Raw genomic sequence first — 25,417 nt, 5'->3', positions numbered from 1 at the left:
CCTAGTTCTGCTGCCTCAGCCGATGCCTCGGACCGCCAGAAACGCCTTCATGCGCTGCGTCGCCAGATCCGGCTCTGCAAGCACATTGGCCTTGTCCGCCAGCCGGAAAAGCTCGGCGAAATGCTGCGTGGAGCGGGTGCTTTCCTGGCCGCCAACCATGGTGAAATGGTCCTGCAACCCGTTGAGATAGGCGAGGAACACCACGCCGGTCTTGTAGAAGCGGGTCGGGGCTTTGAAGATATGGCGCGACAGCGCCACCGTCGGCTCCAGAATGTCGAAGAATTCGTTGTCCGCGCCACGCTTCAGACTGGCAAGCGCCCTGGAAGCGGCGGGCGCAATGGCGTCGAATATGCCGAGCAGCGCATCCGAATGGCCCTGTTCGTCGCCGGCGATCAATTCGGCATAGTTGAAATCGTCGCCGGTATACATGCGCACGCCAGCCGGCAGGCGACGGCGCATCACGATTTCCTTTTCCTTGGAAAGAAGCGAAATCTTGATGCCATCGATCTTGTCGGCATTCTCTTCGATCATGGCAAGGCAGGTTTCCATCGCCGTCATATGGTCGCCCGAGCCCCAATAGCCCTCCAGCGCCGGGTCGAACATTTCGCCCAGCCAGTGGATCACCACTTTTCCTTCCACACGGGAGAGAACCCTGGCATAAGCCCTCAGATAATCATCCGGCGAGCGGGCGGCGGCGGCCAGCGCACGGCTCGCCATCAGGATCACACGCCCGCCTTCTCCCTGAACAAAATCAAGCTGTTCGAGGTAAGAGTCGACAATCTTGTTGAGATCGTAGCCGCTGCCATCAAGATGGTCGGTGCCCACCCCGCAGGCAATCAGCGCATCCTTGCGGCTGGCCGCCTCCTTCAGCGAACGGGAAATGAGTTCCTGCGCCTGCGGCCATGCCAGCCCCATGCCGCGCTGCGCCGTATCCATCGCCTCGGCGACACCGAGGCCGAGATCCCACAGGCGGTGACGGAAACGCAGCGTTGCGTCCCAGTCGATGGCGGGCGTGAGCCACGGATCATTATCGGCAAGCGGATCGGCCACCACATGGGCGGCGGCGAAAGCGACGCGGTTGAAATCCGCAGCACTTCGTTTTTCAACGGCGACCGGCGTGCCTGAGAGTTTGTAGACCTCGATGCTGCGGTCGTCTTTCGGAAGCTTGAGCTCGCTCACATCAGCCTCCTCAGGAAAGGGCGGGAACGTCGAGCCAGCGGCGTTCCTTCCACGATCTCAGCCCAAGTTCGGCAAGCTGCACGCCCTTCACGCCTTCCATGAGGCCATAGGGCCACGGATCATTGTCGACGAGGTGGCGCACGAACATTTCCCACTGCGCCTTGAAGCCGTTGTCGTAGACGACATTGTCCGGCACTTCCTGCCAGGTCTTGTAGAAATCGATGGTCTGCGGCTGGTCCGGGTTCCACACCGGCTTCGGCGTATTGGTGCGGTGCTGGGTAAAGCATTTGGTCAGGCCCGCCACCGCCGAACCATGGGTGCCGTCCACCTGGAAGGTGACGAGGTCGTCGCGGCGCACCCGCACCGCCCATGAGGAGTTGATATGGGCAATGGCGCCGCCTTCCAACTCGAAGGTCGCATAAGCGGCGTCGTCAGCATCCGCCACATAAGCGCGGCCCTGCTCATCGAAACGTTCCGGAATATGGGTGGCGCCGAGGCAGCTTACGGATTTCACCGGTCCGAACAGATTGTCGAGCACATAACGCCAGTGGCACAGCATATCGAGAATGATGCCGCCGCCATCTTTCAGGCGGTAATTCCAGGAGGGCCGCTGCGCCGGTTGCCAGTCGCCTTCAAAAACCCAGTAGCCGAATTCGCCGCGCACGGAGAGGATTTTGCCGAAGAAGCCGCTGTCGCGCAGCATGGCGAGCTTGCGCAGGCCCGGCAGGAACAGCTTGTCCTGCACCACGCCATGTTTGATGCCTGCGCTTTCGGCGAGCCGGGCGATGGCCAATGCCTCTTCCATCGTGTCAGAAATCGGTTTTTCGCAATAGACGTTCTTGCCGGCCTTGATGGCTTTCTCCAGCAGGCTGCCGCGCATCTGCGTCGTGCCGGCATCGAAGAACAGTGTGTCATCGGGGTTTGCGAGGGCAGCGTCGATGTCGGTCGTCCAGCGCGCCACATTGTGCTTTTTGGCGATTTCCTCGATCTTCACGCCATTGCGGCCGACCAGAATGGGGTCGAGCATGACCCTTTCACCGTTCTTCAAAAGTACACCGCCCTGATCTCGAATGGCGAGAACGGAGCGCACGAGATGCTGGTTGTAACCCATGCGGCCGGTGATGCCGTGCATGATGACGCCGATACGTTTCATGAATTTCCTCCCAAGGCGGCCTTTTCCCGAAAGCCGCTTCCGTCAAACATGGAAATTTGTAACCATTTGGTTATTTGTGGTCGTGAAGGATGCGATCTGTCAAGGTGTTTTCGACAGGAAAAATTCGTCTTGTGCGAACTCTCGCGTTTGCGTATCGCCACCGCGCCGCAAAAGAAAACGACGCGCTTCGCGGATGCGAATGGCGCGTCGTCGCTGTTGTTAAAGAGGAATTCGGTTCGGCCGGCTCAGACCGGCCGCACTGCAGCAAGCAGGGTATCGACGATGTGCTGGCCCCAGCGTTCCAGCTCGGCCGGATCGGTGAGGTCGCGCTGGAAGATCGTCGACAGCGTGAAACGGTTCGACAGATAAAAGGCGCCGAGCGAGGCGATCGTCAGATAGACGTCGATCGGATCGAGGCCATCACGAAATTCGCCCGCGTAGCTACCGCGCCGCAGCACGTCCTCCAGTTCCGAAATAAAATTCGAATGCATCGCCGCAATCGTCGGAGATTGCCTGAGATAGCGGGCTTTATTGAGGTTTTCCGTGGCGAGGATGCTCAGGAATTCGGGATGGTCGAGGAAGTAGTGCCAGGTGAAAAGCGCAAGCTCGCGCAAGCCCTCCGACGGGGCCTTGCGGGTCAGGTCAAGCCGTCTTTCGGTGTGGCGGATATGGCGATAGGCATCCTCCAGAACGGCGAGATAAAGCGCATCCTTGTCGCCGAAATAATGGTAGATCATCCGCTTGTTGGTGCCGGCGCGCCGGGCGACGACATCGATTCGAGCCCCCGCCAACCCCTTGGCGGCCACCTCGCGGCGGGCGGCTTCGAGAATGGCGGCGCGCGTTCTTTCCGGGTTTCGCACCTGTGTCGTCGCGCGTTTGCGCTTGGGCGACGGTGTATTCTCCATGGCCGGATCGGGGGGCGGATCGGACGGCTGGTTTTTTGTCGTTTCTTCCATTTCAGCACCCGCTTGACAATGTTTGCGATCAGTGTTCCCATGTAACCAATTAGTTATAAAACGGCAAGTGTCGTTTACGTTCATCATCAATTGGCAGTCAATAGGGAGGAGTTGCCAATGCCCATGATGCTTCACAGGAGAGGTGTGCTTTCAGCAGGGCTTGCGGCCCTGTCGCTTGCGACATTGGGAGGGGGGTCGGCGCAGGCGCAGGCCGCCCGCCTTCGCATGTTGTGGTGGGGTTCGCAGGAACGCGCCGATCGCACCAACAAAGCGATAGCAGCCTATAAGCAGGTCAAGCCGGATCTCGACATTGCCGGTGAATTTGCGGGCTGGAGCGACTACTGGCCGCGCCTGGCAACGCAGGTTGCCGGCCGCAATGCGCCTGACCTGATCCAGATGGATTATCGCTACATCTTCGAATATGGCCGCCGCGGCGCGTTGGCGCCGCTGGATGACTATATCGGCAAGGGCCTGAAGATCGAAGATTTCGGCAAGATGAACATCGATTCCGGCCGGGTCGACGGCAAGCTCTACGGCATCAATCTCGGCGTCAATTCCAGTGCTGTCTTCTTCGATAAGGCGGCCTGGGAAAAATCAGGTGCAACGCCGCCGGCGATCGGCCAGACCTGGGAAGAATTTGCCGAAAACGCCGCCAAGCTCAGCAAGAACAAGCCGAAGCCGGGCTATTACGCGACGGCCGACGCCAGCGGCGTGGAGCCGAGCTTTGAAAACTGGCTGCGCCAGAACGGCAAATCGCTCTACACGCAGGATGGCGGGATCGGCTTTGATCCGACCGATGCGACCAAGTGGTTCACCCTCTGGGCGGATCTGCGCAAGAGCGGCGCCTGTGTGCCCGCCGATGTGCAGGCGCTTGACCAGCTCAACATCGAAACGAACCCGCTGACGACGGGCAAGGCGGCAACCGCATTTGCCCATTCCAACCAGTTCGTCGGTTATCAGAAGCTCAACAAGTCCAAGCTTGCCATAAGCTCCTATCCGAAGAGCACGAAGGATGGCCCTTCCGGCCATTACCTCAAACCTTCCATGCTCATCAGTGTCGCAAACGGCAGCGCCGGCATCGAGCAGGCGGTCGGCTTCATCAATTTCCTCGTTGCCGAACCGCAAGGTATCGACATTCTCGGTGTCGAGCGCGGCGTTCCGGCATCGGAATCCATGCGCAACCAGCTGAGCAGCAAGCTCGACGAGGTCAGCAAGATCATGGTGGACTACATCGCCGAGATTACCCCCGGTGTTGGCGAACTGCCGCCGGCGCCGCCTCCGGGCGCGGGCGAATTCGCCTTCGTCCTCAAACGCACGGCGGAGGAAATCGGTTTCGGCAAGGTCACGCCGGAAGAGGGCGGCGACCGCCTCGTCAAGGAATCCGAAACCGTTATCAAACGGAAGTGATGGTTTATGGCCTTTCGATCTGAAACTCTTGTAGAGGAGAGCCGTGGCGCGGCTCTCCCGAAACGGGGCGGTGTGAAGCGGATTTTCGACCGCAACATTCACGCCTACCTGTTTCTCCTGCCCTGGCTGATTGGCTTCTTCGGCCTCACCCTCGGTCCTGCGCTCGCGTCGCTTTATCTGTCTTTCACCAATTACGACCTGTTGCAGTCGCCGGACTGGGTGGGGGCGGCCAATTACGTGCGCATCGCCACGGCCGACCCCAAATTCGCCGCCGCCATGCAGGTGACTTTTACCTATGTGCTGCTGTCGGTACCGCTGAAGCTGATCTTCGCGCTGCTGGTGGCGCTCGCCTTCAATCGCGGCATCAAGGGCCTGACGCTTTATCGGGCGATCTTCTATCTGCCGTCGCTGCTGGGTTCGAGCGTCGCGATCGCCGTGCTCTGGCGCCAGCTTTTCGCCTCTGATGGTCTCGTCAACATGATCCTGTGGCAGGCCTTCGGTTATGAAGGGCCGAGCTGGATTTCCAATCCGGATTACTCGATCTACACGCTGGTCATCCTGTCCGTCTGGCAGTTCGGTTCTCCGATGATCATCTTCCTCGCGGGCTTGAGGCAGATACCGCAGGATATGTACGAGGCCGCCGAAATCGACGGTGCGAGCAAGGTGCGGCAATTCTTCCGCATTACGCTGCCGCTTTTGACGCCCGTCATCTTCTTCAACGCTGTCATTCAGACGATCGACGCTTTCAAGGCCTTCACCCCCGCCTTCATCATTTCCGAAGGCACTGGCGGGCCGATCAACTCGACGCTGTTTTATACGCTTTATCTCTACCAGGAAGCCTTCGGTTTCTTCCGCATGGGTTATGCCTCGGCGCTTGCCTGGATTTTGGTGATCATCATCTCGCTGTTCACGGCCTTCTCGTTCCTCAGCGCGAAATACTGGGTGCATTACGATGACTGATGCTGTTACCGCCCCCCGGCCGGGCCAAGGCCCGCAACGCTCGCCCCTGAAATCGGTGATGCTCCACACGGCATTGATCGTCGCGTCTTTCGCGATGCTCTATCCGATCCTGTGGATGATCTCGGGTTCCTTCCGGCCGCAGGACGAGCTCTTCGGCTCCTCCTCGCTTATTCCCTCGGCGGTCGATTTCGGCGGTTATATTCGCGGCTGGACGGGGCTGCAGGTGAGCTTCGGGCAGTTCTTCTGGAACTCCTTCTTCATCTCGATACTCGCCACCATCGGCAATGTCGTCGGCTGCTCGCTCGCCGCCTTCGCTTTCGCCCGGCTCCGCTTCGGCGGGCGCAATTTCTGGTTCGCGCTGATGCTTGGCACGCTTATGCTGCCCTATCATGTCGTGCTGATCCCGCAATATATCCTGTTCCTGGAAATGGGCTGGGTGAATACCTCGCTGCCGCTGATCGTGCCGAAATATCTGGCGACGGACGCCTTCTTCATCTTCCTGATGGTGCAGTTTTTCCGCGGCATCCCGCGCGAGCTGGATGAGGCGGCTGTCATGGACGGCTGCTCACCCTTCCGTATCTACTGGAAGATTATGCTGCCCCTGTCGCTGCCGGTGCTGGCGACGGCCGCCATCTTTTCCTTCATCTGGACATGGGACGATTTTTTCGGACCGCTGATCTATCTGAATGACATCAACACCTACACCGTGCAGCTGGGTCTCAGATCCTTCGTGGATTCCACCGGCAGCTCGGACTGGACCTCGCTTTTCGCCATGTCCAACCTGTCACTGGTGCCGGTCTTCCTGTTCTTCCTGTTCTTCCAGAGGCTGCTGATCGAAGGCATCGCCACAACGGGCATGAAACGCTGAACGGAACCCGGATCGGGAACGCATTTTAAGACAATCAACACTGTCGCTGCCGCCCTGGATGCGGCGCGGCAGTCGGGAGAAACAGCATGGCAAGCAGCATTACTCTGGAAAAAATCGTCAAGCGGTTCGGCGCCTTTCCGGTCGTTCACGGCATCGACCTCAAGATCGAGCCGGGTGAGTTCACCGTCTTCGTCGGCCCTTCGGGCTGCGGCAAGTCCACTCTCCTGCGCATGATCGCCGGTCTGGAGGAAATCTCCGAAGGAGATCTCCGTATCGACGGCGAAAGGGTCAACGAAACCGCCGCCTCCAAGCGCGGCATCGCCATGGTCTTCCAGTCCTATGCGCTCTATCCGCATATGAGCGTCTACAAGAACCTCGCCTTCGGTCTCGAAACGGCAGGCTACAAGAAACCGGAAGTCGAAGCGCGGGTGCAGAAGGCCGCCGATATCCTGCAGATCGGCCCGCTGTTGCAGCGCAAGCCGAAGGCGCTTTCGGGCGGTCAGCGCCAGCGTGTAGCCATCGGCCGCGCCATCGTCCGCGAGCCGAAAATCTTTCTCTTCGATGAGCCGCTCTCCAACCTCGATGCCGAACTGCGCGTGCAGATGCGCGTCGAAATCGCCAAGCTGCACCAGACGCTAGGCAGCACGATGATCTATGTGACGCATGACCAGGTGGAAGCCATGACCATGGCAGACAAGATCGTGGTGCTGCGCGACGGCCGCATCATGCAGGTCGGCCGACCGCTCGATCTCTACAATAATCCGGCCAATCAGTTCGTGGCCGGCTTCATCGGTTCGCCGAAGATGAATTTCCTCTCCGCAAAAGTGGCTGCAGGGGACAGTTCCAACCGCACCATCGAGGTGGCCGGCCAGCGCATCGTGCTGGAAACGCCGGTGGCGGCGCAACAGGGCGAACCGCTTACCTTCGGCGTGCGTCCCGAACATGTGAATCCGCAGGCCCAATCCTCGCTCGGCGACGCCTCTATCCAACTCGTGGAACATCTCGGCGGTTCGACGGTGGTTTACACCAGCACCCCCGACGGCCAGCCCGCCACCGTGCTGCTGGACGGCCAGCGCCAAATCCGCATCGGCGAGACCATTCCCTTTGCCTTTGATCTTTCGAAGACGCATCTGTTCGGGGCGGATGGGCGGCGGATATGAGAACGAGTGGGTGAGTTGTCTCACCATAGGGCTGCTAACGAAATCCGCTAAGCTTGCGTTCGTCATCCTCGGGCTTGTCCCGAGGATCTGCAACATGTTGATTTTGTTCAACGTGATTAGATCCTCGGCACAGGGCCGAGGATGACGTCGCGTGGGAGGTTTTCGATCGTGCACTAATCGGCCGCTCTGTGGCCAGCGAGTATCTTGCTTAGCGTCACCGCATCTTCCCCAAACTGGCCGATGTCATCACCCCCGACGAATTCCAGCATAGCATAGGCCGGTTTCGTCCATTCGCTCTCCGGCAATACATCCACGCACGCCCGCCAATAGTCCGCACGTTCGCGAAGCGGCAGGCGGCTGGCGTCGGCGAGCCAGGCGAAAACATGCAGGTGGCAGATGCGTGGGCCGAGTGCGGATATTTCCGTCAGTGCGTCCTTCAGCGGCAGGCCGGGGGCGGGTTGCCAGTAGAAAAAGAGGTTGGGCATTGGCAAATCCTGCATGAGTTGCAGGGCCGAGGGCAGGGTGTCCGTCAGCGAATTGGGGTGGTATTCGAGGCCGATCGTCATGCCGTAGTCTTCCGCCCGGCGGGCGATGGACGCCAGCGCCTCCGTTGCTGCGCGGCGTTCTGCGGGAGAGTAGTCCGTGGAAGGGCGTTTGCGGCTGCCGGGCCAGATGCGGATATGGCCGGTGCCGAGCGCCTTTGCTGTTTCCAGCACGGCGGTCATGTCCTCGGGCGAAAAATCGGGTGCGAAAATGTAGGAGCCGTAGGAAGACACGGTGAGGCCCGCTTTCGCCGTCCGTTCGGCGGCATCCCTTGCATTGGCAAGGTCGCCGGGCGGCACATGGATATCCGCACCCCATTCGATTGCCCTGACGCCATTTGCGGCGGCAAGGTCGATGACGGCCTGCACCGGCAGGGAGCGGAAGGTGACGGAGCAGAGGCCCGGCTCAAACAGTCTCATGCGATCAGTTCCAGATGTTCAGGACGCACCTGCTGTTGCAGGGGTGCTTGGCGGCAGAAGCGTTCGATTTCGGCAATCGCCATGTCGCCGAGCCTTGCACGTTCAAGGCCGGTGGCGCCGGCGATATGCGGCGTCAGAAAGACGTTCGGCAGGCTGTAGAAGGGTGACTCGGGTGGCGGCACTTCCGGGTCGGTCACGTCGATGACGGCTTCGATGCGTCCGGTTTTCAGTTCGGCCAGAAGCGCGTCTTCATCCACCAGCGCGCCGCGCGCCGTATTGATCAGGGTTGCGCCGTCCTTCATGCGGGCAAGCGCTGCCGCGCCGATCATATGCCGTGTCTGCGGCAGGGAGGGTGCATGCAGGGAAATGACATCACTCACCGCCATCAGTTCCTCGAGCGCGACAAGACGCACACCGAGCTTTTCCGCCTCCGCTACGCTCAGGAGCGGATCGAAAAGCATGAGGTTGAGATCGAACGGTTGCAACAGATTGATGACGCGGCGTCCGATCCGCGATGCGCCGACGATGCCGACCGTCAGGCCGAGATTGCCGATGGCCTGCGCCTGTAGTCGCTCGACAGGCGCGCGGTCGCGATGCTCCAGATAAAGACGTCGGAAGCCGAAAGTGCGCTTGCCGGCCAGCAGGATCATTGCCAGCGAAAATTCGGCGACCGGCTGCGCATTCGCCTCTGCCGCGCTGCATACGGTAATGCCACGATCAAACACCGCTTGCGACAGGAAATATTTGACCGTGCCGGCGGCATGGGAGATCAGGCTGAGACGCGGCATCAAGGCCAGTTCCCGCGCGCCGATATCCGGACAGCCCCAGCCGGTTAAGAGAATATCCGTCCGCGCCAGCTGCTCTTTCACTGAAGCGGCGTGGAAATCGCAGATTCGCCCTGCGTCGAGAATCTCGACGCTCTGCGACAGCCTTTCAAGAGCCTGCGGTGTCAGCACATGCTGCGTTCGCTCCGGGTCCATGGCGAGGCTGAGACGCGGAAGCGGGCTCGTCATTGCGGCTCTCCCGTTGCCGCCATGCTGCTGACCGGAACGCCCTGTTCCGCAAACAGGCGGTCGAGCGCATCAATATCCGGAAGTGCCGGAACCGTCGCCAGTGCTTTTTCGCTTTCTGGCCCGGCCACCCCCGCAAAGACCGCGCAGGCAAGCAGGGTTTCGCCCGCCGAAATCTCGCCCCGCAATTGCGGCACCGTGGTCTTGGCGTTGATGAGATTGGTGTTGGGCAGCGCCTTCAGCGCCACGCCGTGACGGGTTATGCTGGAGCCGAGATCGATGATGGCGGATATGTCGGCGCCGCAATCGGCTGTCGCCCGGCCCGCCTCTTCGCTCACGGCATCACGGTCGCCGTCGTTGCGGCTGATGGCGAAGCCGCCTTCGGTTACCGAAAGGGGGCGGGTCGACCTGATCCGGTGCAGCCTGATATGCCAGTCGCCAGCCGCAACCTGCGTCGTTTCAACCGCCACATCCGGGAACGGCTTCCACGTTGCTCGCAGGCTTGCCCCGGCCAGCAGAACCTTCTCGTTGGTCTCGCGCACGCGGTAATGCAGGCCGTCTTCGGAAAAGGCCAGCATGTTGTCGAAACCGTTGGTCTTGAAACCACGCTCGTCCACTTCCACGCCGAAACCGTAACGGGAGGAATAGGCGAATTTGGCATATTTTTCCGGCCCGCCACGCATGGAAAGGTTTTCCTGGCCGCTGGAAAGCGCCGTGACATTGCCTGTCGCCCGCATCATCACCATGCCGGGATGAACGAGCGGCCTTGGTCTTGCGGATGTGTCAGGCTGTTTTTCCTCCGCCTGCCAGAAGGGGTGGCTTTCCGGCAGGGCCAGCGGCAGAAAGGCCTTGAAGGCCCAGTAGGGCGAACCCGCCGAATTATAGCTTTCGGACATGGTAAGCTGCGGATAGGCGTAACCGATGGAGAGCACGCCGTCGCGGTCGGCAATCGGCTTTTTCGCCCACCAGCGCAGATGCTGCAGATAAAGCCCCTTGATCTCTCCCCAGGGCAGCGCCTCCTCATCCGCAAAGGCCAGACCTGCCCAGAAGCCGCCGCAGGCGAAGCGGTAGGTCATGGAGCGCCCGAAGGCGAGGGTGCCGCCATCCTCATCGAACCAGCTGGCGAAATCGCCGGCGAAGAGGCGAGCGCGCTCGCGGTAGCGTTCGGCATAGGCATCATCAGGCTTGCTGAGCTTCGCGTAGATCAGGCCGTAAAAATGCATGGCGAAGGCGATGTAATGGTCTATGCGGCGATAATTGCCGTCACGATACCAGCCGTCGGCGATATAAAACTCGTCCAGTTCCTTCTGGAATGTCTCGGTCAGGCTGCGATCGAATTCGATGCCGAGGTGATCAAGCGCCATATCGACCATCACCCGGAAAAACTTCCAGTTATTATCGGCGTAATTGCGCTCGCGCGCCGTCAGCAGATAACGCCGCACATTGTCCTTCTGCGCATCGGACAGCGGTTCCCACAGGCGCTGCGGCGCAAGCCGCAGCGCAAACCCGATTGCGGCAAGCTCCACCAGCCGCTGGTCTTTCTGGCGCACGTCGCCCCAATATTCGGGATGGGAAGGATCGGTGCCGTTGGCTATTCCCCGTGCCAGAAGCGGCCAATGGTCGAAATGATCGCCACTGAGCGCAAGCGGTGCGATGCCCCAGAGCGGCCGGGCGAAACCTTCCAGATCGGCCGCCGCCCGGTCGAAATGCGCGGCAGCCCCGCTGAGCGTCACTCTCGCGCCGCCCGGCGAAAAATAGGCAAGAAGCGGCGCGAAACTGTCATCCAGCGCCCGCCGGACATCGGCGCGGCTTTTGAGCGGATTGCCGTGCAGCGGATTAAACCTGGCCATATTTACCTTGGTCATGGTGTCATGCATCGCGTGTCGCCTTTCCCGTCTTTTTCGCCTTGCCGGCCGTCTGTCCTTCCACCAGCTGCACGCCAAGCTGCACCTGGCGGGCATTGGCGGAAGGTTCAGTCAGCCGGCGGCGCATCAGTTCCACCGCCTCGCGGGCGATTTCGCGCCGGTCGACCCGGATCGTGCTGAGACGGGGCGTGGAAAGTTCGGCAAAGGGCAGGTCGTCGAAGCCGATGATGGAAAGATCGTCCGGTACGCCGAGGCCAAGCTCCTGCGCTGCCCCCAGCGCACCGAGCGCAATCGCGTCATTCATGCAGAAAATACCGGTGAGTTCAGGGTTTTTGGCCAATAGCTGACGAACCGCATCGCCCGCTTGCCCGAAACCGCTATCCGCCGTCGAAAGCAGAAACTCGTCATAGGTCGCTCCCTCTTCCTCGAGGATCGTGTGGCGAAAGCCGCGCATACGTTCTCTTATGGTGTGGCGATGATGCGGGCCGATATAGGCGACCTTACGGTGGCCGAGTTCCAGAAGCCGCCGCGCCGCCATCGCGCCGCCATAAAAATTGGAAGGCGAGACGCAATCCAGCATCATCGAGGGATCGGCGCTATTGACCAGAACCGGTTGCAGCACACCCTGCGTGATGCGGTGGATGATTTCATCCTCGGGATCGAGACCGATGGCGAGAAGACCGTCCACCTCGCAGACCCGCTGCGTCAGGGCGTCGTCGATCTGCTTCTGGTGCAAAAGCCTGATATCGAGTTCGAAACCATCCGTCTGGGCAAGGCTGCGCAGCATGTCGAAAATATCGTGATAAAAAGCGCCGATATCGCCAGTCGCCCTTTCGGCGGACATGAGGGCAAGGATTTTCTTGCCCTCCAGCGGCACACCGCCGGCTTGGGTTGTGGCCGGCCGCAATGGATAACCAAGCTCCGCCGCTACCCCCAGAACCTTGGTCTGGATGGATGCGCTGATACCCTTTTCCCCTGCGAGAACCCGCGAGACGGTGCTGATGGAAACGCCGGCGCGCTGGGCGATATCCGACTGGCGCGGGCGGCTGATGTCGGGCGTATCGTTCATATCGTCTCCTGCGCTTGCAAAAAAATCTAATATGATGCAAATATTGCAAACTAAGAAAATTTGCAAGAATTTAAGTGGTCAGTAAAAAATTTGCAAAACGCGGGAGGAGCAGATGCAAACTATCGACAGACGTGGATTTTTGGTGACGGCGGCGCTGGCCGGTCTCGGCGTGGCGGCGGGCGGTTTTCGCGCGGCCGCGGCCGAAACCCGGCTTCGCTGCGTATGGTGGGGATCTGCCGACCGCAGCAAGCGCACCAACGACGTGATCGCCCTTTACCAGAAGGCGAACCCGCAGACGGAGATCAGCGGTGAGATGATCGCCGGTTCCGATTACTGGACCAAGCTCGCGACATCGATGGCGGGACGGAACGTCGCCGACATCTTCCAGCTAGAACCTTCCACCATTGCCGATTATTCCGGCCGTGGCGCCTGCATGGAGCTGGACCAGTTCGTCGGCAAGTCGCTTGATCTTTCCACCTTCGGCAAAAGCGAAGTCGATCTCTGCCGTATCGATGGCAAGCTTTACGGCGTCGGCCTCGGGCTGAATTCCTTCTGCATGATGTATGACGCCGATACGCTGAAGGAAGCCGGCGTTTCCGTGCCGCAGGACCAGATCACCTGGAAGGCGCTGGCGGAACTGGCGCGCGATTTCAAGAAGAACGGCCCGGCAAAACGGAACTATTGGGCGGTGCCTTATGGTGCGCGTTATCACTATGTTTTCGATGTCTGGCTGCGCCAGCGCGGCAAGCTTCTGTTTCAGGACGGCACCATCGGCTTCAACAAGGAAGATGCGAAGGAATGGTTCGCCTATTGGGAGGACCTGCGCGAGAACAAGCTCTGCGTTTCCGCCGATATCCAGACGCGTGACGACAATACCATCGAATCCAACGCCCTGACGCTTGGCAATTCGGCCATTGGTTTTGCCTATTCCAACCAGCTTGTCGGTTATCAGAAGCTCAATAAACAGACGCTGTCCATCGGCATGCTGCCGGGTGAGGGGGCGGGCAAGCCGACCGGGCATTATTACCGGCCTGGCCTCATCTGGTCCATCTCGTCCACCTCGACCAATGCGGAAGCGGCGGCGAAATTCATCAACTTCTTCGTCAATGATCTGGAAGCGGGCAAGGTGCTCGGCGTCGAGCGTGGCGTGCCGCCGGCCAAGGTCGTGCGCGAGGCATTGTTGCCAAGCCTCAACGAGACCGAGCGCAAGACGGTGGATTATATCGAAAGCCTGTCGGGCAAGCTCGATTCCTATCCGGAGCCCGCCCCGATCGGCGCCAACGAGTTTGACCGTGGCGTGATGCGTCCCATCGCCGATTCGCTCGCCTTCGGCCGCGCCAGCGTGGATGAAGCGGCGCAAAACCTCGTCGACACCGGCACGCGGACCCTGCGCAAGCGCGGCTGACGACGAAACGGGCGCCGCCACACGGAATCGAAGCCGTGTGGCGGTGCTTTTTATGAAGTGCCTGAGATAAATGGCGCTTCACGCCGTTCAAAATGGTCTGTACGACAAACAGTACTGGACAAGTATATGGCATTTAAGCCAGAAATTCTGATCTGGATCGATAAATCTGAAGATTAGAATATGGCGCCCAATTTCCTTCTCGTTGATGCTGAAAAAGAGTTCGATGTCCTGAAAGCGGCGGCGTCGCTGATCCGCGTGCAGATATTGAAGCTGCTGCACGAGGCGAGCGGCCTCAATGTCAACGAAATTGCGCAGAGGCTGGATTTGCCGCAGTCCACAGTTTCCGCCGGCGTGGCCGTTCTCGAGGAGGCGGGGCTGCTGCGAACCGAGACGCGCAAGGCGCGCAAGGGCAACCAGAAAATCTGCTTCGCCACCTGTGACGAACTCATCGTTTCCTTCCGCAAACCCGAGGCTCCGGCAGCATCAAATTACATCGCGGTCGCCATGCCGCTCGGCCTTTATACCCAGAGTTCGGTCACCGCGCCCTGCGGTATCTGCTCGCCGGAGGGCATTATCGGCCTTCTTGATGTGCCCGATACTTTCATGGATCCAGACCGGATGAAGACGGCGCTGCTGTGGCTGACATCGGGCTTCGTGGAGTATCAATTCCCCAATAATGCCAAGATTCAGGGGCGGAGCGTCGAGGAAATAGAGTTTTCGATGGAGGTTAGTTCCGAGGTGCCGGGAACGCACAGCGACTGGCCCTCGGACATTACGCTGTCCGTCAACGGCAGGGAAATCGGTGTCTGGACATCGCCCGGGGACTTCGGCGACAAGCGGGGCGTGTTTACGCCTGACTGGTGGAAGCTTTCCGGTTCCCAATACGGCATGCTCAAGACCTGGCGCATCACCGCGCAGGGAACCTATGTCGACGGAACCCGGATTTCGGATGTGACGCTCGCAGATATTGATCTCGCCAGCCACCGCTCCATCCGGTTGCGCATCGAGGTCAAGGCCGATGCAAAACATCCGGGCGGGCTGAATATCTTTGGCCGCGGCTTCGGAAATTACGATCAGGACATCGTCCTGCGCCTGCGCACCGCTGACTGATCCAGCCAATTTTCAAAAGTATGATTTTCGCGGTTGACAGGCGCGGATTCCCTCGGCAACTATATTATCAAATATGGTTCATATCATATTTTGAGATATAAATGCGCAGGGAGGAGAGCCTATGAAAGCGCGGGTTTCAGTCCACCGGGACTTCCGGATTGGGCGTATCGACGATCGTCTGTATTCCGCCTTCATCGAGCATATGGGGCGTGCGATTTATGGCGGGATTTATGAGCCCGGCCATCCGCAGGCGGATGCAAACGGCTTTCGCCAGGACGTTCTGAAATTTGTTCAGGACCTGAAAATTCCGGCCATCCGTTATCCCGGCGGCAACTTCGTTTCGGCCTATCGCTGGGAAGACGGCATCGGGCCGCGCGACCAGCGCCCGATCCGTCTTGACCTCGCATGGCGCTCCAAGGAAACCAACCAGATCGGCATCAACGAGTTCGCCGACTGGGCGCAGATGGCCGGTATCGAGATGATGCTTGCCGTCAATCTCGGCTCCCGTGGTCTGGATGACGCCCGCAACTTCCTCGAATATGTGAATTTTCCGGGCGGCACCGCGCTGAGCGATCTGCGCCGCAGCCACGGCACGGAAAAACCCCACGGCGTGAAAATGTGGTGCCTTGGCAACGAGATGGACGGCCCCTGGCAGATCGGCCACAAAACCGCGGTGGAATATGGCCGCCTGGCGAACGAGACGGCCAAGGCCTTCAAGGGTTTCGATCCGACGATTGAAGCGATTGTCTGCGGCAGCTCCAATGACGGCATGCCGACCTATCCCGAATGGGAGCGCGAGGTGCTGGAGGAGTGCTATGAGAATGTCGACCACATCTCGCTGCACAAATATTTCGGCAATAACAGCCGCGACACGCTGAATTATTTCGGCAAGATCGAGGAAACTGGGCGTTACATCCAGACCATCGCCGGCGTCATCGATTATGTGAAGGCGAAGAAGCGCGCCAAGAACGATGTTTCCATCTGCTTCGACGAATGGAACGTCTGGTATCACATCCGCGAAGAAGACGGCAAACGCATCAAGAGCTGGGACTGGCCGGAAGCGCCCGCACTTCTGGAAGAGACATACAACTTCGAAGATGCGCTTTTTGTCGCCGGCCTGCTCAACGAGTTCATCCGCCGTTCGGACCGCGTGCGCATCGCCTGCATCGCCCAGCTCGTCAATGTCATCGCCCCCATCCGGGCGGAAAAGAACGGGCCGGCCTGGCGTCAGACGATCTATTATCCCTATCAGTTCGCCTCGCTTTATGGCCGTGGTGTTGCGCTGAACGTTGCGGTCGATTGCCCGACTTATGATTGCAACGCGGCCGATGACGTCAAATATCTGGATGTCGCCGGTGTCTATGACGAGGCGGAAGGCATGGTGACGCTGTTCGTGCTCAATCGTCATCTGACCGAGGCGGCAGAGGTCAATGTCAGCCTCACCGGCTTCTCCTCCGCCACGCTCGATTTGCATCTGGCCATGGCGGGCTATGACCTGCGTGTCGGCAACGGCCCGGATCAGCCGGATCGCGTCGTGCCGGTGCAAGGCAGCGGCGTCGGTGTCGAGGACGGGGCGCTGAAGGGTTCCGTGCCGGCGCTGTCATACCATGTGCTGCGGTTGAAGGTTCAGTGAGGCGGCCATGGGTGTCCGTCTCAACAATATCGCCAAGTCCTTCGGCTCCTTCGCTGCGATCCGGGATGTCTCGATGGAAATCCCGACCGGCAGTTTTGCGGTCTTCGTCGGGCCTTCCGGCTGCGGCAAATCCACATTGCTGCGCATGATCGCTGGTCTTGAGGAGACCAGCGGCGGCCATATCGCCATCGACGACCGTGATGTCACGGCCGTCGAACCGGCCGATCGCGGTGTCGCGATGGTGTTCCAGAACTATGCGCTTTATCCGCATCTCAGCGTGTTCGAGAACATGGCCTTCAGCCTGCGTCTCGCGCGCCGCCCGAAAGCGGAGGTGAATGAGAGAGTGGGCGAGGCTGCCCGCATCCTGCAGCTTGAAGACCACCTGCATAAAAAGCCGTCGCAGCTTTCCGGCGGCCAGCGGCAGCGCGTGGCGATAGGCCGCGCGATCGTCCGCCAGCCGAAGGTCTTCCTGTTCGATGAGCCGCTTTCGAACCTCGATGCGGAGCTGCGTGTCCAGATGCGTCTGGAGCTGACACGGCTTCATCGCAAGCTCGGCGCCACGATGATCTATGTCACGCATGACCAGGTGGAGGCCATGACGCTTGCGGACAAGATTTTCGTGCTGAAGGGCGGCGTGGTGCAACAGGCGGGTGCGCCGCTTACCCTTTATGACGATCCGGATAACCGCTTCGTGGCGGGTTTCATCGGCTCGCCGGCGATGAACTTCCTGCAGGCGGAAATTGTCGAGCAGGCAAACGGCGTCGTGACGCTTTCGCTCGATGGCGGCCAGAGACATCTCGAAGCGCGGCTTTCACAGCCTGTTTCCACCGGCCAGCGGGTCGAAATCGGCGTTCGGCCGGAACATCTGATGATTTCGCAAGATGGCGCCCTGCCTGTCAATGTCGAGGTGGCGGAGGAGTTGGGTGATGTCTCCTACCTCTATACTCGCGCGCTGTCCGGCAAGGAAATCATCGTGCAACGTCAGGGATCGCGCGAAAGTCTGGACGGCCGGTCCGTGTCGCTGAGCGCTGCGCCCGACCATATTCTGGTTTTCGACACGGACGGCAAAAGGTTGCGATAGGCGCGAGGAGGCGTCTTTCGATGCAGCAGACCGCCTCTTCAAGGGGTGTTTCCACATAAACGGGAGGAGTGAACGATGCGATTGATCAAGACATTGCTTGTTGGCACGGTTCTGGGTTTGACCGCCCTGCCGGCGCTGGCCAAACAGGATATCGTCTGGTGGGACTTTCTGTCCGGCGGTGACGGCGTGCGCATGAAGGCGCTGATCGATGCCTTCAACAAGGAGCACCCGGATATCCAGGTCAAGGGGACGACGCTGGAATGGGGCGTTCCCTTCTATACCAAGGTGCGGACCGCCTCTGCCGTCGGGGAAGGGCCTGATGTTATGACCTACCACCTGTCGCGTGCGCCGCTCGCCCTGCAGGAAAAGGTGCTGAGCGAGATTACCGACAAGGATCTCGAGGAGGCCGGCCTGAAGAAAGACGATTTCTTCGGCGCGCCGCTTGAAGCGGCGACCCATGACGGCAAGCTTTATGGCGTGCCCTTCGATATTCACGCGCTTGTTCTTTATTACAATGCCGATCTCCTGAAAGGCTCGCCCTACCTCGATGCCGAAGGCAAGTTGACCGGCATCCAGACGATGGATGATTTCGAAAAGGCGCTGGCCTGGGCGAAGGAAAAGGGTGTCCAAACGCCGGTCACCTATCAGTCCGGCGGCGAAGCCGGTGTCTGGCGCGTCTTTTACACTTTGTTCTCGCAACAGGGTGGCGAACTCGTCACCAATGGTGAGGTTCTGGCCGGCGACAATGCCGAAAAGGCCGCCAAGGCAATCGACACCATGTCGAAATGGCGCGAAAACGGCTGGGCGCCGGAACAGGCTGAGTATCCTGCCTCCGTCGCGCTCTTCTCCGCCGGAAAATCCGCCTTCCAGCTGAACGGTGTCTGGGAAGTGCCGACCTACAAGGACCTGGAGAAAAACGGCAAGCTGGGCTTCAAGTGGAGCGCGGTCGAGGTTCCGCCCTTCATGGGCAAACGCGCCACCTGGGCGGATTCGCACGCTTTCGCCATCCCCAATCAGGGCGACAAGACCGTTTCCGGTGAAAAGCGCGCCGCCGTGATGAAGGTGATCGGCTGGATGGAAAAACACGCCATCAGCTGGGCCGATGCCGGCCATATTCCGGCCTATAAATCGATCACCGAAAGCAGCGAATACAAGGCGATGCAGCCGAACGCCACCTATGCATCGCTGGCGGAAGCGGCGGTGTTCGATCCGAAGACGACGATCACCGGTGTGGCCTCGCCCGCCTATGATGCAGCTCTCAACGTCATCGCGCCGGCCATTCAGGGCTTCATGAGCGGCACGGATGCGGTGGAGCAGATCAAGGAAGAGCTGCAAAGCAAGCTGAAGTAACAGAACCTGCCCTCCGGTTTCTGGCCGGAGGGCAGCACACAATGCAAGGTCCCGGAGACACTCCATGGCTATGATTGAAAACCGGCGCAAGAAATCGCTGATCGCGCTGTCGATGGTGACGCCGTTCATCGTGGTCTTCGTCACATTCTTCCTTTACCCGCTGATCGAGATGGTGCGCATCAGTTTCACCGATGCGCCGCTGATCGGCGACGGTGACTGGGTGGGGTTTGCGAACTACGCAAAGCTGCTGAGCGACCGCCTCTTCGTCACGTCGCTGAAAAACAACGGCTATTTCGTGCTTCTGACCGTCGTGCCGACGACCGTCATCGCCCTGATGATCGCTCTCGCCGTCAGCCGCCTTTCGGGCGTGAAGCAGACGATTGCCATGAGCCTGTTTTTCCTGCCCTATGTGCTGCCGGTTTCGGTCGTCACGGAAATCTGGGCGTGGATGCTCGATCTGCAGTTCGGCATTCTCCAGCCGGTGATTTCGCTGATTGCCGGCAAACCGGTCGCGGTTTTCAAGAATCCCTACTGGGTCATGCCGATGGTCGCCGTCGTCACCATCTGGTGGACGAACGGTTTCAACGTGCTGCTGTTCATCGCCGGTTTGCGCAATATTCCGGCGGAGCTTTATGAGGCGGCCTCACTTGACGGCGCAACGACGTGGCAGCGCTTCTGGCGGGTGACTTGGCCGCTTCTCTGGCCGGTCACGGCGCTTATTCTCACATTGCAATTGATCCTGCAGCTGAAGATATTCGACCAGATCTATCTCCTGAGCGGCGGCGGGCCCTTCAATTCCAGCTTCGTGCTGCTGCTCAAGGTCTATCGCGAGGCGTTCCAGCTGAACAATGGCGGTTACGCCTCCGCCGTGGCCACCGTGCTCTTCCTGCTGATCGTCACCGTTTCCATTCTCCAGTTCCAGTTGCTGCGCATCCGGAGGAACTCATGAGCTTCACGAAAAGACTAGAAAATGTCGTTCTGACCCTGCTGACATTTTCGGCGGCGCTCGTTTGGATATTTCCGCTCTATTGGGGTTTCGTGACGTCGCTACGTTCGGACAATAATGTTGCCGGCAACATGTCGCTGCTGCCAGATGAGTTTCAGCTGGGGGCTTATGTGAACGCGCTCTTCAACACGCGGCTGTTGACCTGGTACGTAAATTCAATCGGCACCGCCGCAATCGTCACGGTCTCCGTGCTGCTGATTTCGATGCTGTGCGCCTATGCCCTGTCGCAGATCCGCTTTCCGGGACGGCGTCTGCTTTATGGCGTCGTGCTTGCGAGCTTCATGGTGCCGGCGCAGACGCTCGTCGTCACCCAGTTCATCCTGATGAAGAACCTCAACCTCATCAACACCTGGGCGGGCATCATCCTGCCGCAGCTCATCACGCCCATCGTCATCATCGTTTACAAGCAGTTCTTCGACAGCGTGCCGAAGGAGATGCGCGAAGCGGTGGTTCTGGATGGCGGCGGCGAATATACCATCCTGTTCAAGGTCTATCTGCCGCTGAACTGGGGGATCACCACCGCCATGGCGATCGTGACTTTCATCACGGTGTGGAACGCCTTCTTCTGGCCCTTCCTGGTCGTCACCTCTGAAAACATGATGACGATCCCCGTCGGCATCACCCAGGTCAACGACACTTTCGGCATTGTTTATGCGCGCCTGATGGCCATAGCCATGCTGGCGGCGCTGCCGGTCATCATCGCCTATGTCATCTTCCAGAGGCGCGTGACGGAAGCGATCATGATCTCGTCCGGCGTGAAGGGGTGAGGGCGGCGCTGCTTAGATGACGTGGGCATTGTGCAGGGCGGTCAGCACCTCGTTCTTGAGGTGTGCGAGTTCAGGAGATCGCCGGTCGCGCGGGCGCGGCACATCCACCTCTATCCGCTGCTGGATACGGCCATCATGGGCGCCCATCATGTAGATCCGGTCGCCGAGATAGAGCGCCTCGTCGATATCGTGGGTGACGAGCAGGAAGGAAATGCCGCGCTGTTCGATGAGCTTCAGCACAAGGTCCTGCAACTTCATACGGGTGAAGGCATCGACCGCACTGAAAGGTTCATCGAGCAGCAGAATGCGCGGCTCGGTATAGAGCGCCCTTGCGATCGCCACGCGTTGCGCCATGCCGCCCGAAAGGGCCTTCGGCAGCGCGCCGCCGTGGCCGCTCAAACCGACATCGTCAATCAACCCCTTCACGCGCTCGACATCATATTTCCTTCCGGCCGCATAACCGATGTTTTCGGCAACCGTCAGCCAGGGCATCAGGCGGGGCTCCTGAAAGACAAAGGCGATGGGCGGTGAGTCCGATGCCTTTTCCTCGTCCTGCTGAATTCTGACAGCGCCTGAAAAACGCCGGTCGAGGCCGGCGGCGATGCGCAGCAGCGTGCTCTTTCCGCAGCCGCTGGGGCCAAGGAGAACCGCCGCTTCGCCATCACCCAGCGTGAACTGGATATCCTGAAGGATCACTGTGTCGCCGAAAGCCTTTTCGCGCACATCGACATTGAGCAAACTCATCGCAGGCGTCCTTCCTGCTGAAGGGGATAGGTGTCGCGCCAGCGCAGGCAGCGGTCTTCGACGATCTTGAAGAGGCTGTCGGAAATCTTGCCCAGCACCGCAAGGCAGATGATGGCGATCATGACGAGATCAGGTCGGGAAAGCTCCCGTCCGTCGGAAAGCATGTAGCCGATACCTTCTGACGCGGCCAGAAGTTCGGCCGCAACGACACTCAGCCAGGCAAGCGACAGCCCGTAACGCAGGCCCGTGAAGAGATGCGGCAGCGAGGCGGGAATGAAAATCCGCCAAACCAGCACGGGCAGCGGCTGACGATACATCTCGCCCACCTCCACCAGCTTGCGGTCGACATTTCGGATGCCCGAGAAGAGATTGAGATAAACCGGAAAAAACGCGCTTTTGGCGATCAGCACGATTTTCGAGGTTTCGCCGATGCCGAACCAGATCATCAGCAGCGGCACCCATGCAAGGCTTGGGACCGCCCGCAGCGCCTGAAATGTCGGCTCGAGATAACGTTCGGCGGCAATCACCAGGCCAACGAGCGAACCGACGATGATGGCGAGCAGGGAGCCGATGACGAAGCCGACAAAGACGCGCGCGGTACTGGCCGCGACATTCGTCCACAAGGGGCCTTCCGCAAGTCGCAGGAAAGTGTCGTAAAGTTCGGAGGGCGGCGGCAGCACATAGGGGCTGACCCAGCCGAGGCGAACGAAAAGCTCAAGCAGCAGCAATGATCCGACCGGCACGATTGCGCCGCGCAGATCAAAGCGGCCAAGGAAATTCCCCACCCTTTGCACAAGCGGCAATCGGGAAGGGAACTGTTTCGCAGTCTGTTTCACGCGCTGGAATTCGCGCGGATGGGAATTCATGCGCCGAGTGCCTTTTTCGCCGGCGCCGGATCGATCAGCGATGACAGGACAGTGTCGACATTGACGCCCGGGCGCAGAACGTCGTCGCCCAGGAGTGGTGTGACGATGCGGATCGAGTTCAGCAATTCCTCACCGGGAACGGGATCCTTCCAGTCGCGCTTTTCGATCGTCAGCTTAGTGATCTTGGGATCGTTGCCGGTGACCTGCGTGACAAAATCGATGAATTCGCCGTTGTTTTCACGGATCCATTTCTGCGTCTGCACCCAGACGCCAAGAAGCCTGTCGACCGCTTTCGGGTGCTTCGCCAGAAACTCCTCGGAAACGCTGAAGACGCTGCCGTCGCGCCAGCTGCGCTCATCGAAAATCGCCCGGTCGCCCGCAAGCTCGGCCTGGGAGGTATGCGGATCGATGCCGACCCAGGCATCCACCTGACCCTGCTGAAGCGCGTTGAAACCTTCCGGATGCTGCAGGTTCACGACCTTGAGGTCATCGATGGACAGCTTGTTCTGGTCAAGCGCGCGGACGAGGGTGAAATAGGGCGCGGTGCCCTTGGTGACCGCAATGGTTTTGCCCTTGAGATCGGCGACGGTCTTGACCGGCGAGTCCGGGCGCACCTGAATGATGGAGGAACCGCCCCAGCTCGCCACATAGATAACCTTCAGCGGCACGCCGTTGGCGCGGGCGAGAAAGGCTGATAGTGCGGCCGAGCCGGCAAAATCCGTCGAGCCGACTTTCAGGAATTCGAGCGAATTGTTGCTGCCGCGGGATTGCACCCAGGTGATCTTGGTGCCGACATCCTTGAAAGCTTCCTCAAGCCAGCCCTTGTTCTTTATCAGCAGCGTGTGCGAGGAGTAAAACCCCCAGTCCAGCTTCAGCTCCGCAGGAAATTCCGGCGAACTCTGGGCCAGGGCATTGCCCGTGACAAGTGGTGCTGCGAGCGCGCCGGCAATGCCGAATTTGAGGATCTGGCGGCGGGAATGTTCGGCCTTCATGTTAATTCACCTAATTTATGTAATTTGTATACTTTAAGGGTATGGGCGGGTGTTTTTGAGGTCAATCCGCCGTTCTGGAACCCCATGCCAAACTTTGCGACCGGCGTGGAAAATCTCCCTACCGCGAGCGGGATCGGCGCGACGGCGCGTTATTCAGGGAAAAAACGATTGGCCGGCCGTTGCAGACCAAGATGGTCGCGCAATGTCGGCCCCTCATAGTCCTTGCGGAACAGCCCGCGCCTTTGCAGTTCCGGCACCACCTGCGTCGTGAAGCCGTCAAGGCCGGCAGGCAGGAAAGGGAAGGTGACATTGAAACCGTCCGAGCCCTCTTCGTGGAGCCATTGCTCCATTTCGTCGGCGATGGTCTTCGGCGTACCGACGAAGGCTAGACCCGCATAGCCGCCCAGCCGCTGGGCAAGCTGGCGCACCGTCAAGCCTTCGCTTCGGGCGAGCTCGATCACCCTTTCACGGCTGGATTTGCTGGCGTTCGTCTCGGGAATATCAGGCAGTGGGCCATCTGGATCGAAAGCCGAAACATCATGGCCAAGCGCAATCGAAAGCGAGGCGACGGCGCTGTCATAGTGGACAAGGCTGTCGAGTTTGGTGCGTTTGGCCTTGGCCTCTTCCACACTTTCACCCACGAGAACGAAAGCGCCGGGCAGGATGACAATTCCGTCGCGGGAACGACCCGCTGCGACGGTCCTGTCCTTGACGTCCTTATAAAAGGCCTTTCCTGCCGCAAGCGTGGGTGTTGCGGCAAAAACGACCTCCGCGGTTTCGGCGGCAAGCTGACGTCCCGGCTCCGATGCGCCGGCCTGCACGATGACGGGCCAACCCTGCACCGGACGTGCGATGTTGAGCGGTCCGCGCACGGAAAATTCAGGTCCCTTGTGATCAAGCACATGCATTTTTTCCGGATCGAAGAACAGCCCGCTATCGACATCCCGGATAAAGGCGTCGTCCGAAAAGGAATCCCAGAGGCCGGTGACGACATCGTAAAATTCCCGCGCACGGCCATAGCGCTCGGCATGGTCAGGCTGCTCCTCGCGGCCGAAATTCCGGGCTGCGTCGGGATTTGACGTGGTGACGATGTTCCAGCCGGCGCGGCCGTTGCTGAGGTGATCGAGCGAGGCGAAACGCCGGGCCACATGATATGGCTCATCGAATGTGGTGGAGGCGGTGGCGACCAGCCCGATGCGGGAGGTGACGGCGGCAAGCGCCGAAAGCAGGGTGAAGGGCTCAAAGGAGGTGACGGTGTGGCTGCGGCGCAATGCCTCCGTGGGCATGTTCAACACCGCCAGATGATCCGCCATGAAGAATGCATCGAATTTCGCGGCCTCGAGCTGTTGTGCGAAACGCGCGAGATGGGCGAAATTGAAATTCGCATCCGGAAAGGCGCCCGGATAACGCCATGCACCCGTGTGGAGACTGACGGGCCGCATGAAGGCGCCGAGATGCAGTTTGCGATCATTTGCCATGGGATTCGCTTTCGTTGATGTTCTCGGCTTGCGCGGCGTATTGCTGATGGCTTTAAATGCAGACAGGCCTTTGCTCGTCGCGACGATATCCCTGCCGGAGGATCGACGCGGCAAAGACTATTCCGATTATGATTTCCGAACCGAAAGATTTTTGCTGAAATTCTGCATTTGGCGATGATCCCATGGCGACAGCCGCTCGGTCATCTTCGAAGTGTAACAGCGGAGCGGCCGCAGTAAGACGGATGGCGGCAACCATCTTTCTGATGAATAAGTTTTATTAAGTGTATAAAAATCAGAATATTGGCTGAATTTCCTGATGTAATTTATCTGGTTTGATCAGCCGTAAGGCGCCAAGATTACCTCGATGCAGGAGCCGGTGCGGACGGACTATCCAAA

General features: G+C 59.7%; 22 protein-coding genes. 11 read left to right on the top strand and 11 right to left on the bottom strand.

Annotation, left to right across the window (positions count from 1 at the left end):
• Nucleotides 1–15: 15 nt before the first annotated feature.
• From CFB10_RS22755 to CFB10_RS22745, 3 genes are all read right to left on the bottom strand, one after another.
• Nucleotides 16–1,179 carry a dihydrodipicolinate synthase family protein gene (locus CFB10_RS22755; RefSeq protein ID WP_026372439.1) on the bottom strand — a complete coding sequence of 388 codons (1,164 nt, stop codon included), beginning with the start codon at nt 1,177–1,179 and terminating at the stop codon, nt 16–18.
• A gap of 10 nt (nt 1,180–1,189) precedes the next feature.
• The gene (locus tag CFB10_RS22750) at nt 1,190–2,332 is read right to left on the bottom strand and encodes a Gfo/Idh/MocA family protein (RefSeq protein ID WP_026372438.1); all 1,143 of its coding nucleotides are present in this window, start codon (nt 2,330–2,332) and stop codon (nt 1,190–1,192) included.
• A 245-nt stretch (nt 2,333–2,577) separates the two neighbouring features.
• Nucleotides 2,578–3,288 carry a TetR/AcrR family transcriptional regulator gene (locus CFB10_RS22745; RefSeq protein ID WP_026372437.1) on the bottom strand — a complete coding sequence of 237 codons (711 nt, stop codon included), beginning with the start codon at nt 3,286–3,288 and terminating at the stop codon, nt 2,578–2,580.
• A 117-nt stretch (nt 3,289–3,405) separates the two neighbouring features.
• Here CFB10_RS22745 and CFB10_RS22740 point away from each other — a divergent pair, with 117 nt between their 5' ends.
• The 4 genes from CFB10_RS22740 to CFB10_RS22725 all read left to right on the top strand — a co-directional run bounded on the left by CFB10_RS22740 (nt 3,406) and on the right by CFB10_RS22725 (nt 7,683).
• A complete protein-coding gene (locus tag CFB10_RS22740) occupies nt 3,406–4,695 on the top strand; it encodes an ABC transporter substrate-binding protein (protein WP_026372436.1) in 1,290 nt (429 codons plus the stop codon).
• Between the two features lie 6 nt (nt 4,696–4,701).
• Complete coding sequence (locus CFB10_RS22735) at nt 4,702–5,655, top strand: carbohydrate ABC transporter permease (protein ID WP_020810284.1); 954 nt, start codon at nt 4,702–4,704, stop codon at nt 5,653–5,655.
• Nucleotides 5,648–6,523: a carbohydrate ABC transporter permease gene (locus CFB10_RS22730; RefSeq protein WP_026372435.1), complete on the top strand. Its 876-nt coding sequence runs from the start codon at nt 5,648–5,650 to the stop codon at nt 6,521–6,523. The genes CFB10_RS22735 and CFB10_RS22730 overlap by 8 nt, the downstream gene beginning before the upstream one ends.
• Before the next feature lie 86 nt (nt 6,524–6,609).
• On the top strand, nt 6,610–7,683 hold the full coding sequence (locus CFB10_RS22725) for an ABC transporter ATP-binding protein (protein ID WP_026372434.1): 1,074 nt from the start codon (nt 6,610–6,612) through the stop codon (nt 7,681–7,683).
• 173 nt (nt 7,684–7,856) lie between these two features.
• Here the strand turns inward: CFB10_RS22725 and CFB10_RS22720 are convergent, their stop codons facing one another.
• Genes CFB10_RS22720 through CFB10_RS22705 form a run of 4 tightly spaced genes read right to left on the bottom strand, consistent with a single transcriptional unit; the run spans nt 7,857 to nt 12,589 of the window.
• Nucleotides 7,857–8,645 (bottom strand): sugar phosphate isomerase/epimerase, encoded by a 789-nt coding sequence (locus tag CFB10_RS22720; protein WP_026372433.1) that lies wholly within the window; start codon nt 8,643–8,645, stop codon nt 7,857–7,859.
• A complete protein-coding gene (locus tag CFB10_RS22715; protein WP_026372432.1) occupies nt 8,642–9,658 on the bottom strand; it encodes a hydroxyacid dehydrogenase in 1,017 nt (338 codons plus the stop codon). The genes CFB10_RS22720 and CFB10_RS22715 overlap by 4 nt, the downstream gene beginning before the upstream one ends.
• Entirely contained in the window at nt 9,655–11,532 is a 1,878-nt protein-coding gene (locus CFB10_RS22710) for a DUF2264 domain-containing protein (RefSeq protein WP_026372431.1), read from the bottom strand. The genes CFB10_RS22715 and CFB10_RS22710 overlap by 4 nt, the downstream gene beginning before the upstream one ends.
• Nucleotides 11,525–12,589: a LacI family DNA-binding transcriptional regulator gene (locus CFB10_RS22705; protein WP_026372430.1), complete on the bottom strand. Its 1,065-nt coding sequence runs from the start codon at nt 12,587–12,589 to the stop codon at nt 11,525–11,527. Before CFB10_RS22705 ends, CFB10_RS22710 begins: the two co-directional genes overlap by 8 nt.
• A 112-nt stretch (nt 12,590–12,701) precedes the next feature.
• Here CFB10_RS22705 and CFB10_RS22700 point away from each other — a divergent pair, with 112 nt between their 5' ends.
• The 7 genes from CFB10_RS22700 (at nt 12,702) to CFB10_RS22670 (ending at nt 20,941) form a co-directional block, all read left to right on the top strand.
• Entirely contained in the window at nt 12,702–13,994 is a 1,293-nt protein-coding gene (locus tag CFB10_RS22700) for an ABC transporter substrate-binding protein (RefSeq protein ID WP_026372429.1), read from the top strand.
• Nucleotides 13,995–14,174: 180 nt separating this feature from the next.
• Nucleotides 14,175–15,104 (top strand): transcriptional regulator, encoded by a 930-nt coding sequence (locus tag CFB10_RS22695; RefSeq protein ID WP_020812829.1) that lies wholly within the window; start codon nt 14,175–14,177, stop codon nt 15,102–15,104.
• A 121-nt stretch (nt 15,105–15,225) separates the two neighbouring features.
• Nucleotides 15,226–16,737, top strand: coding sequence for an alpha-N-arabinofuranosidase (locus CFB10_RS22690; RefSeq protein ID WP_026372428.1), 1,512 nt, complete (start codon nt 15,226–15,228; stop codon nt 16,735–16,737).
• A 7-nt stretch (nt 16,738–16,744) separates the two neighbouring features.
• A complete protein-coding gene (locus CFB10_RS22685; protein WP_026372427.1) occupies nt 16,745–17,818 on the top strand; it encodes an ABC transporter ATP-binding protein in 1,074 nt (357 codons plus the stop codon).
• 75 nt (nt 17,819–17,893) lie between these two features.
• On the top strand, nt 17,894–19,168 hold the full coding sequence (locus tag CFB10_RS22680) for an extracellular solute-binding protein (RefSeq protein WP_026372426.1): 1,275 nt from the start codon (nt 17,894–17,896) through the stop codon (nt 19,166–19,168).
• A gap of 64 nt (nt 19,169–19,232) precedes the next feature.
• Entirely contained in the window at nt 19,233–20,117 is an 885-nt protein-coding gene (locus CFB10_RS22675) for a carbohydrate ABC transporter permease (RefSeq protein WP_035213836.1), read from the top strand.
• Nucleotides 20,114–20,941 (top strand): carbohydrate ABC transporter permease, encoded by an 828-nt coding sequence (locus tag CFB10_RS22670; RefSeq protein ID WP_026372424.1) that lies wholly within the window; start codon nt 20,114–20,116, stop codon nt 20,939–20,941. The genes CFB10_RS22675 and CFB10_RS22670 overlap by 4 nt, the downstream gene beginning before the upstream one ends.
• 12 nt (nt 20,942–20,953) lie before the next feature.
• Here CFB10_RS22670 and CFB10_RS22665 read toward each other — a convergent pair whose 3' ends face one another.
• The 4 genes from CFB10_RS22665 to CFB10_RS22650 all read right to left on the bottom strand — a co-directional run bounded on the left by CFB10_RS22665 (nt 20,954) and on the right by CFB10_RS22650 (nt 25,021).
• Complete coding sequence (locus tag CFB10_RS22665; protein ID WP_026372423.1) at nt 20,954–21,685, bottom strand: ABC transporter ATP-binding protein; 732 nt, start codon at nt 21,683–21,685, stop codon at nt 20,954–20,956.
• Nucleotides 21,682–22,551: an ABC transporter permease gene (locus CFB10_RS22660; protein ID WP_026372422.1), complete on the bottom strand. Its 870-nt coding sequence runs from the start codon at nt 22,549–22,551 to the stop codon at nt 21,682–21,684. The genes CFB10_RS22665 and CFB10_RS22660 overlap by 4 nt, the downstream gene beginning before the upstream one ends.
• A complete protein-coding gene (locus CFB10_RS22655) occupies nt 22,548–23,543 on the bottom strand; it encodes an aliphatic sulfonate ABC transporter substrate-binding protein (protein ID WP_026372421.1) in 996 nt (331 codons plus the stop codon). Before CFB10_RS22655 ends, CFB10_RS22660 begins: the two co-directional genes overlap by 4 nt.
• 149 nt (nt 23,544–23,692) lie before the next feature.
• Complete coding sequence (locus tag CFB10_RS22650) at nt 23,693–25,021, bottom strand: LLM class flavin-dependent oxidoreductase (protein ID WP_026372420.1); 1,329 nt, start codon at nt 25,019–25,021, stop codon at nt 23,693–23,695.
• Nucleotides 25,022–25,417: the final 396 nt, after the last annotated feature.

Source organism: Agrobacterium sp. 719_389 (genome assembly GCF_900188475.1).
In the GTDB taxonomy this organism is placed as follows: Bacteria; Pseudomonadota; Alphaproteobacteria; order Rhizobiales; family Rhizobiaceae; genus Agrobacterium; species Agrobacterium radiobacter.
The sequence above is the reverse complement of the archived record's forward strand: the minus strand, read 5'-3'. Positions and strand labels throughout refer to the sequence as shown.